The sequence below is a fragment of the Mesorhizobium sp. M0938 genome, assembly GCF_040319125.1.
Taxonomy (GTDB): domain Bacteria; phylum Pseudomonadota; class Alphaproteobacteria; order Rhizobiales; family Rhizobiaceae; genus Mesorhizobium; species Mesorhizobium robiniae.
Window position 1 is genome coordinate 261,539 of record NZ_JAMYNS010000002.1, and the last position, 15,290, is coordinate 276,828.

General features: G+C 63.8%; 15 protein-coding genes and 1 tRNA gene. 3 read left to right on the forward strand and 13 right to left on the reverse strand.

Annotated elements, in window-relative coordinates:
- Window positions 1-18: 18 nt before the first annotated feature.
- The 5 genes from NKH73_RS03965 to rsfS form a co-directional block, all read right to left on the reverse strand.
- Window positions 19-1,209, reverse strand: coding sequence for a divergent polysaccharide deacetylase family protein (locus NKH73_RS03965; protein WP_352928314.1), 1,191 nt, complete (start codon window positions 1,207-1,209; stop codon window positions 19-21).
- A 112-nt stretch (window positions 1,210-1,321) separates the two neighbouring features.
- Window positions 1,322-2,647 (reverse strand): S41 family peptidase, encoded by a 1,326-nt coding sequence (locus tag NKH73_RS03970; protein ID WP_352928316.1) that lies wholly within the window; start codon window positions 2,645-2,647, stop codon window positions 1,322-1,324.
- Window position 2,648: 1 nt separating this feature from the next.
- The gene (locus NKH73_RS03975; protein ID WP_352928318.1) at window positions 2,649-3,995 is read right to left on the reverse strand and encodes a murein hydrolase activator EnvC family protein; all 1,347 of its coding nucleotides are present in this window, start codon (window positions 3,993-3,995) and stop codon (window positions 2,649-2,651) included.
- A gap of 148 nt (window positions 3,996-4,143) precedes the next feature.
- A complete protein-coding gene (gene rlmH, locus NKH73_RS03980) occupies window positions 4,144-4,626 on the reverse strand; it encodes a 23S rRNA (pseudouridine(1915)-N(3))-methyltransferase RlmH (protein WP_352928320.1) in 483 nt (160 codons plus the stop codon).
- An 82-nt stretch (window positions 4,627-4,708) separates the two neighbouring features.
- Window positions 4,709-5,086 (reverse strand): ribosome silencing factor, encoded by a 378-nt coding sequence (gene rsfS / locus NKH73_RS03985; protein WP_352928322.1) that lies wholly within the window; start codon window positions 5,084-5,086, stop codon window positions 4,709-4,711.
- Between the two features lie 243 nt (window positions 5,087-5,329).
- Here rsfS and NKH73_RS03990 point away from each other — a divergent pair, with 243 nt between their 5' ends.
- A complete protein-coding gene (locus tag NKH73_RS03990) occupies window positions 5,330-6,184 on the forward strand; it encodes a mechanosensitive ion channel family protein (protein ID WP_352928324.1) in 855 nt (284 codons plus the stop codon).
- 23 nt (window positions 6,185-6,207) lie between these two features.
- Here the strand turns inward: NKH73_RS03990 and NKH73_RS03995 are convergent, their stop codons facing one another.
- The 5 genes from NKH73_RS03995 to obgE all read right to left on the reverse strand — a co-directional run bounded on the left by NKH73_RS03995 (window position 6,208) and on the right by obgE (window position 11,779).
- Window positions 6,208-7,503 carry an MFS transporter gene (locus NKH73_RS03995; protein WP_352928325.1) on the reverse strand — a complete coding sequence of 432 codons (1,296 nt, stop codon included), beginning with the start codon at window positions 7,501-7,503 and terminating at the stop codon, window positions 6,208-6,210.
- Between the two features lie 96 nt (window positions 7,504-7,599).
- Window positions 7,600-8,187 carry a nicotinate-nucleotide adenylyltransferase gene (locus NKH73_RS04000; protein WP_352928769.1) on the reverse strand — a complete coding sequence of 196 codons (588 nt, stop codon included), beginning with the start codon at window positions 8,185-8,187 and terminating at the stop codon, window positions 7,600-7,602.
- Between the two features lie 71 nt (window positions 8,188-8,258).
- Entirely contained in the window at window positions 8,259-9,545 is a 1,287-nt protein-coding gene (locus NKH73_RS04005) for a glutamate-5-semialdehyde dehydrogenase (RefSeq protein ID WP_352928327.1), read from the reverse strand.
- 3 nt (window positions 9,546-9,548) lie between these two features.
- Window positions 9,549-10,745, reverse strand: coding sequence for a glutamate 5-kinase (gene proB / locus NKH73_RS04010; RefSeq protein WP_352928329.1), 1,197 nt, complete (start codon window positions 10,743-10,745; stop codon window positions 9,549-9,551).
- A 2-nt stretch (window positions 10,746-10,747) separates the two neighbouring features.
- Window positions 10,748-11,779: a GTPase ObgE gene (gene obgE / locus NKH73_RS04015; RefSeq protein ID WP_352928330.1), complete on the reverse strand. Its 1,032-nt coding sequence runs from the start codon at window positions 11,777-11,779 to the stop codon at window positions 10,748-10,750.
- A 115-nt stretch (window positions 11,780-11,894) separates the two neighbouring features.
- Between obgE and NKH73_RS04020 the strand changes: the two genes are divergently transcribed.
- Entirely contained in the window at window positions 11,895-12,764 is an 870-nt protein-coding gene (locus NKH73_RS04020) for an endonuclease/exonuclease/phosphatase family protein (protein ID WP_352928332.1), read from the forward strand.
- Window positions 12,765-12,979: 215 nt separating this feature from the next.
- Here NKH73_RS04020 and NKH73_RS04025 read toward each other — a convergent pair whose 3' ends face one another.
- The 3 genes from NKH73_RS04025 to NKH73_RS04035 all read right to left on the reverse strand — a co-directional run bounded on the left by NKH73_RS04025 (window position 12,980) and on the right by NKH73_RS04035 (window position 14,724).
- Window positions 12,980-13,567 (reverse strand): GNAT family N-acetyltransferase, encoded by a 588-nt coding sequence (locus NKH73_RS04025; RefSeq protein ID WP_352928334.1) that lies wholly within the window; start codon window positions 13,565-13,567, stop codon window positions 12,980-12,982.
- A gap of 120 nt (window positions 13,568-13,687) precedes the next feature.
- A complete protein-coding gene (gene rpmA, locus NKH73_RS04030) occupies window positions 13,688-13,957 on the reverse strand; it encodes a 50S ribosomal protein L27 (protein WP_095487526.1) in 270 nt (89 codons plus the stop codon).
- A gap of 98 nt (window positions 13,958-14,055) precedes the next feature.
- On the reverse strand, window positions 14,056-14,724 hold the full coding sequence (locus tag NKH73_RS04035; protein ID WP_352928336.1) for a 50S ribosomal protein L21: 669 nt from the start codon (window positions 14,722-14,724) through the stop codon (window positions 14,056-14,058).
- A 323-nt stretch (window positions 14,725-15,047) separates the two neighbouring features.
- Here NKH73_RS04035 and NKH73_RS04040 point away from each other — a divergent pair.
- Window positions 15,048-15,137: transfer RNA gene (locus tag NKH73_RS04040), tRNA-Ser, on the forward strand.
- Window positions 15,138-15,290: the final 153 nt, after the last annotated feature.

The window sequence follows — 15,290 nt, forward strand, 5'->3', positions numbered from 1 at the left end:
CGGGTTTCAAGGCAGCTGCTAGCCTTTTTCCGGATCGACCGCCACCGCCGAAATCGGCACGATCTCGATACCGCGTTTCTTGGCCTCGATCACCCAGGCCGACACGGTGTCGACCGTCAGGTCGAAAGCCGAGCCGATACCGACAGCAAAGCCTCTCGCCCGCGCGGTGGCTTCCAGCTCGTCCAGCTTCTTCAGTATGGCGCCGCGGTCCCGCACCGCATCGATTGAGGTGTCGCCGGCAACGAAGGGCACGCCGTCCTTCAGCGCCAGATCGGGCGCGATGCTGCGCGCCGACGAACCGTCGTCGACATAAGCCAGGCCGCGCTTGCCAAGCTCGGCCATAAGTGGCCCCATCGCCGCCGCATCAGCCGAAAAACGTGCGCCCATATAATTCATGACGCCCGTGTAGTTGGTCGTCCGCGACAGCGCCCAATGCAAATTCTTCAAGTTCTCGTCCGGCGTCGCCGCGACCGTCAGCGTGTTGCGACCCGGATTGACGTTCGGATAGTCGAACGGTTCGAGCGGCACCTGCATGACGATCTCATGGCCCCTCTGCCGCGCCGCCTGCATCCAGCGGCCGATGCTGTTGCCCTGCGGCGCAAAGCCCAGCGTCACTTCCGCCGGCAGCTTGGCGATTGCCGCCTGCGTGCCGGTCTGCGACACCGCAAGCCCGCCGATAACGATCGCCACGCGCGCGCCGCGCGCGCCGGACCACGGTCGGGCATAGACATCGAACGGCCGCCTTCCGTCGGCGGCGCGAACCGGCAATGGGCCGGTCTCGCCGTTCTCGATCAGCGCCCTGTCGGGTATATGCGCGACCCTCAGGTTCTGGCCGACCGTCGAAGGGTCGCGGATGACGATGGCCGCCCTGGGTGGACCCCCGTCCTGTTCGGTCTGCATATGGATGATCTGCGGCCCGCCCGTCGTGGACGCGCTCGTCTCGGGTGTAGTTTGCGCCTTCGATGGCGGCGCAGGCTCAGTGGCCGGCGCCGCGGATTCGACCATCGCTGTCGTCTTCGGTGTCGAAACGGCGACTTCTTCCAGCTTTCGAAACGGCTTTTCACGCAATGCGATCGCGCCCGAGACGCCGATCACGGCCAGCACCAGGAGAGTGGCCGCGACCGTGCCGGCACTGATCCGGCCGGCCGCATGCTGCGGTCGGACGGTTTGCCCGAGTGGGCGTTCGATGTCGTTGCCGATGTCAGCCAAGCCGCATCCCCAGCCGCGGTTCCCCCGAATCAAACTGCCGAGGCCTTGCGGCCCCGGCAGCATTGCATCGCTTCGATCGGGCAGCCAGACCTGTTGTCCGGCTGATCGACCTTTACTGGTTCAAAACAGCCTTGTCCGGATTTGGCGGGAACGCCGGATCGGTCTTCTCGCCGCGCAGCAACTGCTCGGCAAAGATGAGCTGCAGGTCGTCTTTCGGCTCCGGCGGCACATAGGCTGCCGAGCCCGAACCGGTGTCGCCCTCGTCGGAGCCCTTGATGTGGCCCTTGAGGTCCGACTCGCCGCGCGTCAGGTCCCTGCCCTGCAGTTCCGGCGGCAACGGCTGATCGACCTTGATGTCGGGGGTGATGCCCTTGCCCTGGATCGACTTGCCGGACGGCGTGTAATAGAGCGCCGTCGTCAGGCGCAGCGCGCCGTTCTCGCCGAGCGGGACGATGGTCTGCACCGAACCCTTGCCGAAGGACTGCGTGCCGACCACCGTGGCGCGGCGCAGGTCCTGCAGCGCGCCGGCGACGATTTCGGACGCACTAGCCGAGCCGCCATTGACGAGCACGACAAGCGGCTTGCCGTCGATGTCGTCGCCGGGCCGGGCGTCGAAGCGGGTGACGTCTTTCGGATCGCGGCCGCGTGTCGAGACGATTTCGCCACGGTCGAGGAAGGCGTCGGACACGCTCACCGCTTGGTCGAGCAGCCCGCCCGGATTGAGCCTGAGATCGAGCACGTAGCCCTTGAGCTTTTCCTTCGGCACCTGCTTCTTGATGGTCTCGATTGCGTTCTCGAGATCGTCATGGGTCTTTTCGGTGAAGGAGGTGATCTTCATGTAACCGACGTCGTTCTCGACCCGGAACTTGACAGCCTTGACCTTGATGATGTCGCGCACCACCGTCAGCTCGATCGGCTTGTCGGCGCCCTGGCGCAGGATGGTCAGCTTGATCGGCGTGTTGACCAGTCCGCGCATCTTCTCGACCGCGTCGTTGAGGCTCAGGCCGCGAACCTCCTCGCCGTCGATCTTGGCGATATAGTCGCCAGCAAGCACACCCGCCTTGGCGGCCGGCGTATCGTCGATCGGCGTGATCACCTTGACCAGATCGTTCTCCATCGTGACCTCGATGCCGAGGCCGCCGAACTCGCCCTTGGTCTGCACGCGCATATCCTGCGCCTCTTCGGCGTTCATGTAGGAGGAGTGCGGGTCGAGCGAGGTAAGCATGCCGTTGATGGCGTTTTCGACCAGCGACTTGTCGTCGGGCGGCGTCACATACTGGGCCCGCACCCGCTCGAAGATGTCACCAAAGATCGCCAGTTGCTTGTAGGTCTCGGAGCCCGCAGCGTTCGCCGTAGAGCCGGGCGCGCCATAGACCAGGCTCATCGCGGATGCGCCCATCAGCGCACCGGCAAACAGAAGCGACAGTTTCCGCATCATCTCACGTCCTTCCAGAGAAACGGTCCGCCCACCATGGGGTCGGATCGACGGGTTTTCCATCCTTGCGGAACTCAACATAGAGCTCCGGCGTGGCATTTCCATTCTTCGATGCCGAGGTGCTCGCCACCCGGGCCTCTCCCATCGCGCCAACCGGCTCTCCTGCGAGCACTGACTGGCCAGACGCGACGCTGATTCTGCTCATCCCCGCCAGAACGACATGATAGCCGTCACCCGCGTTCAGGATCAAGAGTTGACCATAGGAGCGAAAAGGTCCCGCATAAAGCACATTTCCGTCTGCTGGCGCGGTGACGATGGCTCCCGATTGTGTCGCAACCATGTCACCGAGCATCACTGCGCCGTTACTGTCGCTGGCCCCGAACCGCCGCTTGATCTTGCCGATTACAGGCAGTGCGATCTGCCCCTGGAGCGCCGAAAACGGCGCGGCGGCGGTGAGCCGGTTGGCTTCCGGGACCGGCAGGGCCGCCAGTTCCGTCTGTGCCGGGGTATCCTGTGCCGGGACCTTGTCGGCGTCCGCGGCCTTCTGCTCGGCTGCCTTCGCCGCGTTCGCCGCCTTGCGGGCCTTGTCAGCCTCGAGCGAGGCGATCAGTTCCTTCAAACTGCCGGCCTTTGCCGCCAGAGCTGCGGACCGCTGCTTTTCAGCGGACAGCGCCGTCTCCGTCTCGGCCTCGAGCTTCTGCTTGGCTTCGAGCAGCATGCCGAGCCGCTTCTTTTCCGCCGCCTGCTCGCCGACCGCAGCCGTCAACCGCCCCCGCTCCGCCTCGATCGAAGCCGTCACCCGCGACTGCTCCTTGAGATCCGCCAGCAATATCTCGGTTTGCTGGCGCAGTTCCGGCACCACGGCGCCGAGCAGGATGGCGCTGCGCACCGAGGACAGAGCGTCCTCCGGCTTGACCAGGATGGCCGGCGGCGGATTGAGCCCCATGCGCTGCAGCGCGGCCAGCACCTCGGCCAGAACGTCGCGTCTCGCGGCCAGCGACGCGCGGATTTTCTGCTCCTCCCCCTTCAGCCCTTCCAGCTTGGCGCCGATATCCTCGATGTCCTGGCCGAGCTTCTGCTCGGTCATCGCCGACTGGATCAGCGCAGCGGTAATCGAGGCATGATCCTTCTTGACGGTCGCCATGTCGGCGGCAAGCTTGGCCAGCCGCTCGGACGACAGCGTGATCTCCTTCGACACGCGTTCGTATTCGGCCCGGCTCTGGTCCGGATCGGGCGCCATGTCGATCCTGTCCTGTGCCCGCACGGCACCGAGCGACAGCGCAAGCGCCGCCGCTGCCAAGCCGCAGCGCAGGCGCCAAAAGCCCGTTCGCGATTTCCAACCTTCAGACATTGAAGCCCGACTCTATGTGTGGCTTCGTTAACGAACCATCAACCATGTTCGAGAGCCCCGCCGACCGCAAACAGCCTCGTGACGCATTGAGGCGAAAATCCGGGCGGCTCACGCCGATCCACCGGTTTCGGATTGGAAACTGCAAAACTCACGAGCGATGATAGGGGTGGCCCAACAGGATCGTCGCCGTCCGGTAAAGCTGTTCGCCCAACATGACACGGACCAGCTGGTGCGGCCATGTCAGCGCGCCGAACGACACCATCAGATCGGACTGATCGCGCAGCGACTGGTCGTGACCGTCGGCACCGCCGATAGCAATCACAAGTGCCTTGCGGCCGCCGTCGCGCAACAAGCCGATGCGGCCGGCGAAATCCTCGGAGGAAAAGTTCCTGCCGCGTTCGTCCAGCAGCATCAGCGCGGTACCAGGCTGCAACTGCGTCTGCAGTTTCTGGCCTTCCTCACGCCGGCGCTCATTGGCGGTCTGGGCGCGGCCCTCCGGAATCTCGACAACACCCGAGAATTCGAGCCCCACAGCCTGCCCGCTCTTGGCGAAGCGCTCGAAATATCGGTCGGCGAGCTGCTTCTCGGGGCCGGCTTTCATCCGGCCCACGGCATGAACGGTAATTTTCATCCCTGCCTCGAAGAGCCGCTAATGCATGTCACCAAAAGTGGTCACCGGTCTTGGGAAACGACATGCATCAACCAAATGCGACTCAGTGGAGCGTCTCCCCGTCGAGGTCCGGCGCTTGCCACATCTTTTCGAGATTGTAGAAATCGCGGACTTCAGGGCGGAAGACATGGACGATGATATCGCCCGAATCGATCAGGACCCAGTCGGCGCCGGCCAGTCCCTCGACGCGCGCCGTGCCGAGACCGGCATCCTTGAGCGCCTTGAGGAGATGATCGGCAACAGCCGAGACATGACGGTGCGATCGGCCGGACGCGATGACCATATAGTCACCGAGGCTCGATTTTCCCTGAATGTCGATTGAGACGATGTTTTCGGCCTTGGAGTCTTCCAGACTGACAAGGACTGTGTTGATGGCGCGGGACACGGCGTCGTTTACGCTGATCCCGGCCGGCGAAGGCACGATGTCGGCCTTCTTCCGAAGTGCTGTTCTCAGTGTATTTCCTTTCGCAGCAAGAACAACCAAATCACCCTTCAAAGCAGGTGACACTCCTTAGATAGGCAGAGTTAGGTTGCAGTTTCAAGACGGCAACCGCACGGTGGCCAGCGAAGTGTCGTTTCTTGCTGCTCCGCAGTTGAAGAAAAAACGGAACTCTTGCCGCCGTGCCGGGGTTATCGGCGCATTGACCAATCGGATCCCCCCGCCATGCCGATCGATCCCCAGGACGCCGTTGTCACCGTGCAGGCCGGGCTTGCACAGCTCAGTACGCTGATCGTCTCCTACTCATTCTCGGCCATTGGGGCCGTCATCCTGCTGGTCCTCGGCTACATCGTTGCCGGCCTCGCGCAGCGCTCGATCTACGCCGGCCTCGGCCATATCCATGGCTTCGACGCGACGCTGCGCCATTTCTTCTCGAGGATCACCCGCTACGCAATACTGATCCTCGTCGTTATCATGGTGCTCGGCCAGTTCGGCGTCCAGACGGCCTCGATCATTGCCGCCATCGGCGCCGTCGGCTTGGCCATCGGCCTGGCGCTGCAAGGCACGCTGCAGAACATTGCCGCCGGCATCATGTTGCTGGCGCTACGGCCATTCCGCATCGGCGAATATGTCGAGGTCGGCGTTATCTCAGGGACCATCGAGGAAATAGGACTCTTCGCCACGCAGCTGCGGACTGTCGAAGGCGTCTACGTCCTCGCGCCCAATTCGACGCTGTGGAACCTGCCGGTTCGCAACTATACGCGCAACGGCGTCCGCCGTGGCGACATCACGCTCACCATCGGTTCCTGGAACGATATCGATCTGGCGCAGAAGACCATGCTTGGCGTTGCCGCCACCGAACGACGCGTCAGGCGGCAGCCAGCGCCGATTGCCTTTGTGGCGACCGTCGGCGACAGCAATGTCGCCATCACCTTGCGCTACTGGACCTCGGCCGCGGATTTCTTCGCCACCCAGATCGATCTCACCAAACGCGCCAAGCAGGCGTTCGACAGCGAAGGCATTTCTATACCCGCGCCGCCACCGGAAGCGCCACGGCAGGAAGTTGCCACCAGACAGTGAGATGATCTGTTCCCAGCGTAGGTCTATTGGTCCGCACGGCGCTGCTCTTCGGACGGAAACGCCAGCTCCACCGGCAGCGGCGCCTGCGCGCTCATCGGCGCGAAATTGCCGGTCTCGGCCGCTGGAACGGCCACCGTCGTCATCACGCGCCACACCACGAATAGGCAGAAGGCAGCGGCAATGAGAATGGCCACAAAGATGAAGGCCTGCGTTCCATAGACAGCGGAAAGCCCGGTCACGATGGCGGGCACGACGAAGCCCGCCAGCGACCATGCAAACAGAAGCGAACTGGACAGCGCCACCATGTCGTCCTTGCCGGCGCGGTCGGCGGCATGCGCGCTGGCCAGTGAATAGATCGATTCCGAGGCACCGTCCCAGATTATGTAGATGACGACGAGCGCCGCCAGCGCACCGCTGTCGAAGCCGAGAGCAAATAGGCCCGCCGCCAGGGCCAGCGCCGAGGCGGCAATCAGCACATAACGCCGGTCGGTGCGATCGGAAATCCAGCCAAGCGGGATCTGCAGGATCAGCGTGCCGACCGGCATCGCCGACAAAAGCAGCGCCACATCCGCCTGGCTGTAACCCTTGGCCGTGGCATGGATCGGCGCGAACCCCGAAATGGTCATCGACAGGCCGCCGACCGCGAGCATGCCGGCAACGCCCACCGGCGAAATCCGCCACGCCCGGACAATTGCCACCGATGCCGCTTGCGGTGCCGGCGGCTGGGCGAGGCGCGTCAGTCCAACCGGAAGGATCGAAAGCGCCGTGAACGCAATGCCGATCAAAGGCGCGTCCGCCGCCCTTATGTCGATCAGTGCCAGCGTGGCATAGCCGACGCCGAGCCCGGCGACATAGGCGACATAGAACACCGCCATGACCCTGCCGCGAATGGCGTTGGCGACGGCATCGTTTAGCCAGCTCTGCGCGACGATGAACAGGCCGCATATGGCAAAGCCATAAAGAGCGCGTGCCGCGATCCACGACAGCGGGTGCGGCCCGGCCCCGACGGCGGCGTTCGACAACACGATCAACGCCGACAGCACCATGAATGCGCGAGCATGGCCGACGCGCCGTACCAGCGGACCGGTCAGGATGCAGCCCGCCAGACCGCCAGCCGAAAGGCCGGTGACGATCAGCCCGGCCCAGGTCGGATCGAAGCCGTCGGCGCCGAGCCGGACCGGGATATAGGCGAACATCAGTCCGTTGCCGACCGCCACAAGCGCCATCGACAGGACGACGCTGGCAATGGCGATCATCGGGGCTGGTGGGCTGCCCTGCGCCGGATCGGGTCTGGTCTGGTTTTGCTCGATAATCGTCATGCCCGCGCAGGATCGCCTACCCGACGGCGAAAGGCCGCCGCAAAAGCGACATCAGTGAGCTTCCCCTATCCCCTTGTTGTGGGAAAAGGGAGACTCCTATCCCTTCGCCATCTTGCGGATCGCGGTCGACGACAGCGACGAGCGCGGGCCGTGGATGAAGGTCCAGGCCGGCGCCTTCATGCGGGCCAGCCGCGGCGCGTCGCCCTCGTCGACACGTGCGTAATCGAAGGTCTTGGCGACGACCGAGGACAGGAAGGACAGCGTCGCGCCCGGACGGTCGATCACCGCGATCGGGAACGTCATGACGATCTGGCGCCAGCGCTGCCAGCGGTGGAAATCGCGAAGCGAATCGGCGCCCATGATCCAGACGAAGTCGACGCCCGGGTTGCGCGCCTTGACCAGGGCCAGCGTGTCGGCGGTGAAGCGGACGTGATGGGTCGCCTCGAAGGCGGTGACCTTGACCTTCGGATTCCTGGCGATCTGCTCGGACTGGCGAAGCCGCTCAGTCAGCGGCGCCAGCTCCCGTGCGCTCTTGAGCGGATTGCCCGGCGTCACCATCCACCACAGCTGGTCGAGCGCCAGGCGCCTGAGCGCAATCTCGGCGACCAGCGCATGGCCGGCATGCGGCGGATTGAACGAACCGCCGAACAGGCCGACAGCCAGGCCCTTTTCGGCATGCGGCATTTTGAGGTAGCGGGAGGGAACGAGCTGTTCGGACTGCGAAAGCATGCCTCAGGCTCTAACGACAAATAGCGTCAAGGCCGCACCTGTCCCGACCCGCGCACGCGGTACTTGAACGACGTCAACTGTTCGACGCCGACCGGACCGCGCGCGTGCATCTTGCCGGTGGCAATGCCGATCTCGGCGCCCATGCCGAACTCGCCGCCATCGGCGAATTGCGTCGAGGCATTGTGCAGAAGGATCGCCGAATCGATCTCGCTGAAGAAACGTTCGACTGCTTGGGCATCCTCCGCAATGATTGCCTCGGTGTGGTGCGAGGAAAACGTCTCGACATGCTCGATCGCGCCCGCAACGCCATCGACCAGCTTCACCGCTATGATCGCGTCGAGATATTCGGTGATCCAGTCGGCATCGGTTGCCGGACTGGCGTCTAAGAACAGCTTCAGCACTTCGGCGTCGGCATGGATCTCGCATCCGGCCGCGCGCAATGCGTCAAGGATCGGCACCAGATGGGTGGAAGCGACGGCGCGGTCGACCAAAAGCGTTTCGGCCGCACCGCAGACTCCGGTGCGCCGCATCTTCGCATTGACGGCGATCTTGACCGCCATGTCGAGATCGGCCGAACGGTCGACATAGAGATGGCAGATGCCTTCGAGATGGGCAAAGACCGGCACCCGAGCTTCGTTCTGCACACGCTCGACCAGGCTGCGACCACCGCGAGGAATGATCACGTCGAGATTGCCGCCGAGGCCTTTCAGCATTTCGCCGACGGCGGTGCGGTCGGCGGTTGGCACCAGTTGGATGGCATCCTGCGGCAGACCGGCCGCCTTCAGCCCCTCGACCAAGCAGGCATGGATCGCGGCGGAGGAATTGAGCGAATCCGAACCACCGCGCAGGATCACCGGATTGCCGGCCTTGAGGCAGAGCGCGCCGGCATCTGCCGTCACGTTTGGCCGGCTCTCATAGATGACACCGACGACGCCGAGCGGCGTGCGCACGCGCTCGATATTCAAGCCGTTCGGGCGATCCCATGCGGCGATGACGTCGCCGACCGGATCGCTGAGTTCGGCGATCTCGCGGATGCCGTCGGCCATGGCGTGGATCCGCGCTGGATCAAGCCTCAGCCGGTCCATGGACGAGGCGGAAAGCCCCGACTCGCGGCCGTTCGAGATATCGACGGCATTGGCATCGAGAATATCCTGCTCACGAGCGATAATCGCCTCCGCCATGGCGGCAAGGGCGACGTTCTTGGCGGCGGTCATGGCGATGGCCAGCGGTCGGGCAGCAGCGCGGGCACGACGGCCGATATCGGCCATCAGCGCGGCAGTGTCGTCCCGGGATTTTTCATGCAGCTTCAGCATGGCTCATCCTCCGCTATGTACCTGGTCACCGATTACCTGGTCACCGGTCCCTACTTGGTCACCGGCCCGTACTTGGTCACCGGAATGGCTCACCACAAGGTCGTCGCGGTGGATCATTGCCGATCGCGCTTCGTAGCCAAGCACGGTTTCGATTTCGGCCGTCTTCAGGCCAGCGATCCTTACGGCATCGGCGGCATCGTAGGCAACCAGTCCGCGCGCGATCTCGCGACCTTCGGACGACAGGATCGCCACCGTGTCGCCGCGCGAGAAATTGCCGCTGACCAGCTTGACGCCCGCCGGCAGCAGCGACTTGCCCGACAACAATGCACCGATGGCGCCGGCGTCAACAGTCAGCCGGCCAGCCGGTTCGAGCTGCCCGGCGATCCACGTCTTGTAGCCTTTGACCGGATTGGCGCTCGGCCGGAAGAAAGTCGCCCGCTCGCCGCGCTCGATCGCCATTAGCGGCGATAACCGTGTGCCTGATGTGATGATCATGGCAGTGCCGGCGGCGGTGGCGATTTTGCCGGCGTCGAGTTTTGTCCGCATGCCGCCGCGCGACAATTCGGACGCCGCCGCACCGGCCATCGCCTCGATATCAGGGGTGATGCGGTCGACGACCGGAATGAACTTTGCGCTGGGGTCTTTGGCCGGCGGCGCCGTATACAGCCCGTCAATGTCGGAGAGCAGCACCAGGAGGTCGGCGCCCATCATCGTCGCCACCCGCGCGGCCAGCCGGTCATTGTCGCCATAGCGGATTTCGGAGGTCGCCACCGTGTCGTTCTCGTTGATGACCGGCACCGCCTTCATCTTGAGCAGCGTCGAGATCGTCGCCCGCGCATTGAGATAGCGGCGGCGCTCTTCGGTGTCGCCGAGCGTCAGCAGGATCTGGCCCGATCTCAGGCCGCCCTTGCCGAGCGCATCCGACCAGGCGCCGGCCAGCGCGATCTGCCCGACCGCGGCCGCAGCCTGGCTCTCCTCGAGCTTCAGCGCCCGCTTGCCGAGGCCGAGAATGGTGCGGCCCAGCGCAATCGCGCCGGACGACACGACGAGGATTTCGGCGCCGCCTTCAGCCAGCACGGCGATGTCTTGGGCAAGCGAAGCCAGCCAGTCGCGCTTCAGGCCCGTCGTGCGGTCGACAAGCAGCGCCGAGCCGATCTTGACGGTAATGCGCCGGTATTTTCTCAGCGACTGCGCGGCCATGGCTATCTGTTCCAGCGCGTCTCGACCGGCGTCGCGGCAGCTTCGCGGGCCTCGGCCACAACCGCCATCAGCGCCCGCAGAACCGCTTCGACCCCTTCGCCGGTGACCGCGGACAACAGCATCGGCGCGCGGCCGGCGGCGCGTTTCAGCGAAGCGACTTTCTTCTTGCGTGCGTCGGCGTCGAGCGTGTCGACCTGGGAAAGTGCGACGATCTCGACCTTCTCGATCAGGCCATGGCCATAGGCGTCGAGTTCGGTGCGCACGGTCTTGTAGGCCTTCCCCGGATTTTCTTCCTGCGCGGAGACCAGGTGCAGAAGGACGCGCGTGCGTTCGACATGTCCGAGGAAACGGTCGCCGATGCCGACGCCTTCATGGGCGCCTTCGATCAAGCCCGGAACGTCGGCGATGACGAACTCGCGCCCGTCGATGCGGGCCACACCCAGGCCCGGATGCAGCGTGGTGAACGGATAATCGGCGATCTTCGGTTTGGCTGCTGTCACGGCGGCCAGAAAAGTCGACTTGCCGGCATTGGGCAGCCCAACCAGGCCGGCGTCGGCGATCAGCTTGAGCCTGAGCCAGATGTTGAGCTCTTCGCCCGGCAGCCCGGGGTTGGCGCGGCGCGGCGCCTGGTTGGTCGAGGTCTTGAAGTGCTGGTTGCCGAAGCCGCCATTGCCGCCCTTGGCCAGCAGGAAGCGTTGGCCGACGACGGTCAGGTCACAGATCAGCGTCTCATTGTCCTCGGCAAAGACCTGCGTTCCCGCCGGCACTTTCAGCGTAACGTCGGCGCCCTTGGCGCCGGTCATGTTACGACCCATGCCGTGCGTGCCAGTCTTGGCCTTGAAATGCTGCTGGTAGCGATAGTCGATCAGCGTGTTCAGCCCATCGACCGCCTCCACCCAGACATCGCCGCCGCGGCCGCCGTCGCCGCCATCGGGACCGCCGAACTCGATAAATTTTTCGCGCCGGAACGACACCGAACCGGCGCCGCCGTCGCCGGAGCGGATATAAACCTTGGCTTGATCGAGAAATTTCATCGGATTGCTGAGTTTCTGCTAGTGGCCTTGCGGCATTGCTCTAAACCTTTGGCACTGCTCTAAACCAAGGCGGGGCGAAGGGCGAGGGCTGTTTATGGGCATGGCCGGAGTCGCAATGAAGCTCGTAACCTACAACATCCACTACGGCGTCGGCCTCGACGGGCGCTACGATGTCGACCGCATTGCCGATGCCGTGCGCGGCGCCGACGTGATCGCGCTGCAGGAGGTTTCGCGCAACAATCCCAACAATGGCGGCCGTGACATGGTGGCCGAGCTCGGCGAGGCTCTGCCCGAATACTTCGCCGTCTACGGCAGCAATTTCGAGGCCAATGTCGGCTCGCGTCTGGAAAACGGCCGCGCCGTCACCACCACCTTCCAACTCGGCAATATGGTGCTGTCGAAAACGCCCGTTCATCTGTCGCGCAATCTCCTCTTACCGCGCAGCCGCAGCTTCGAAGTGATGAACTTCCAGCGCGGCGCGCTGGAGGCGCTCATCGAGACGCCGCTTGGTTTCATCCGCTTCTATTCCACCCATCTCGATCATCGCAGCCCGGTCGAACGCTTGAGCCAGCTCCGGTTTCTGCGCCAGCGCCTGTTGAACTATGCAATCGAAGGCGGCGCGCTGTCCGGCGTCGCCGAGGTGGGCCTGCCGGACCTGCCTTGTCCCGAAGCCTTCGTCGTCATGGGCGACTTCAACATGCTGGCCGGATCGCCGGAATATGTCGAACTCGCCGGCCACCCGGATCACGAATTCGGCATGCCGGTGACTGCCGATCTTGCCGTCGATGCAGCCGCGCGCCTCGCCGCTACAGGCGCCGATCTCATCACCTGGGTCGACCCCAAGCGGCCTGACGACATCAGCCGCCACAAGCGCATCGACTACGTCTTCACCAGCGCCTCGCTCGCCAAATCGCTGAAGCGCCTGTGGGTCGACCGGCATGCGGTCGGCTCGGACCACCTCCCGGTCTGGGTCGAGTTAGCCTGATCCGGAGTTTGGTTCGCAACTGACTTTCGAATTCACAACGATCCTTTCGGAACCTTTGGTTCGAGGCCATGCGCCGAGGTGTGTTGAGATTCAGGTGAGGCCGAGTCGAAAATGACGGTTTCCGAGAACCGGAGCGGAGCGTACTCAAGTACGTGAGCACCGGAAGCGCAGGAAACCGCCATTTGCAGGCCGGCCTCACCTGAATATCGACACGCCTAGAAATGCACCCAGTTCCGCAGGCTCGTCCAGGTCTTGCGGTCGAGACGGTAGCGCTCGACCGGCACCTGGCCGGCGACGATCGAGTTCAGCATGCCCTGGCCGGCATATTGGAAGCCGCATTTGTGGATGACCCGGCGCGAGGCCGGATTGATGACCCGCGTCGAGGCATGCAGCACCTGGATCGACGTCTTCTGGAAGGCGAGGTCGACCAGCGCGTGTGCTGCCTCCGTCGCATAGCCGCGCTTCCAATAGGGCTCGCCGATCCAGTAGCCAAGCTCCAGCCCGCGGTCGGTGGTGTTGAGGCCGGCGCAGCCGACGAAGGTTTCTGTACCGGCCAGCGTCAAGGCATAGGCAATCCCGGCCCGGCGCGATGCCGTCATCGCGAGGAAGGCGCGTGCCTCGGCCGCGCCGTAGGGGTGCGGCATGCGGGCCAGCATTTCGGCGACATGGCGGTTGTCGGCGAGCACCACCAATTGCTCGATATCGCTTTCGCGCGGCGCCCGCAGGACCAGGCGCTCGGTCATCACGACCGGGCAATCTATCGCGTAACTTTCACCGTCTGTGTCTTCCGCTTCGGCAACCATGTCAGTCCTCCAGGCACAAGAAAAAGGGGAGAGATGGAAACCCATCTCCCCTGATCCATTTCCTGGCTTGGCCAGACACCGGTTCCCGAGATGGGTGCCGGTGTTCTCGTACGGAACCGGCTACTCCGCGGCCTTCGTCATCGGGTTCACCGATACGTAGGTTCGGCCATTGGCTTTTTTGTTGAAGGTGACTGCGCCAGCTTCGAGCGCAAACAGCGTGTGATCCGTGCCAATGCCGACATTGACGCCGGGATGCCACGTCGTGCCGCGCTGACGAATAATGATGTTGCCCGGAATCACGGCTTCGCCGCCGAACTTCTTCACGCCGAGCCGCTTGGAATGGGAGTCGCGACCATTGCGCGACGAACCGCCAGCTTTCTTGTGTGCCATGTAACTAACTCCGATGCGCCGCAAGGGCGCTTAAAAGGTCTTATGAACGCGTTCGCGTTCCGTTTCAAGTCCGATCCGGCGACGATTGCCGGCTCGCTTTACTTCTTCGCCAATTCCTTGGCCTGCTCGCGCCAGTCCGTGATCTGGTCGGCGCTGAACGGCATATGTTCGTCGATCTTGGCGACATCCTTGTCGGACAGCTTGGCGATCTGGGCAAAGGTCGTGATGCCCTGCTCGTTCAGCTGGCCGGCCGCAACCGGGCCGATGCCCTTGATCACGGTCAGGTCGTCCGGTTCGCCCTTCGGCGCCTTGAACAGCGGAGCGGCGGTTTCGGTTGCCTTGGCCTCGGTTGCCTTGGCCTCGGTTTCCTTCGGCGCAGCCTCTGCCTTGGCTTCCTTCTTCGGAGCAGCCTTTGCCTCTGTCTTGGCCGCGGCCTTCTTCGTCGGCTTGGCACCATCCAGCAGGATCTCGGCGATCCGCACGGTGGTCAAAAGCTGGCGATGGCCGATCTTGCGGCGCGAATTCTGCCGGCGGCGCTTCTTGAAGGCGATGACGGTGCGATTCTTGCCCTGTTCGACGACTTCGGCGGTGACCAAGGCGCCGTCGACGAACGGTGCGCCGAACGTCACATTCTCGCCCTCGCCATGCGCGAGCACGTGGCCGATCTCGACGATATCGCCGACCTGGCCTTCGACTTTTTCGATCTTCAAGAGATCGTTGGCGGCGACGCGATACTGCTTGCCGCCCGTTTTGATGACTGCGAACATTTTTTGCCTTTCGCTGTTCGGTCGGCCTTGATGAACCGCTTCAGGCGGTTCGGCCGTCTTTTTGTCAGTCTGCGGGTTCAAAAAACAAGCGGCGCGGAAGAACCCTCCACGCCGATTGCGCGCTGTCCCTACCCGAAGGTTGAGCGCAAGTCAAGGCAAGCGGCCGGCACGCGGGCCACGAAAGCATTCAAGCCAAGCGCCACACCACGGAGCGGCACGGCAAGTCCGACAAGAAGCCGGATCGACGGGCAGATTGGCCCTTGTAACCTGTCCGCCCAGCCGTTATCTAGTGCGCCGCGCCGGCAACGGCGGACCATGACCGCGGAGAGGTGGCAGAGTGGTCGAATGCACCGCACTCGAAATGCGGCATGGGTGCAAGCCCATCGGGGGTTCGAATCCCTCCCTCTCCGCCATTCTCATATTCCACTAACAATTTTAGAATTTCGGCAGCCTTCCCGCTTTCTTCCCCATTTGGCAGGTCGAGGCGTCAGCCCCAATCGCACGATTGCTCCCTGATTAGGGTCGGCACGCCGACGTCGTGATGAACGCGTCGAGACGCGCTTCGC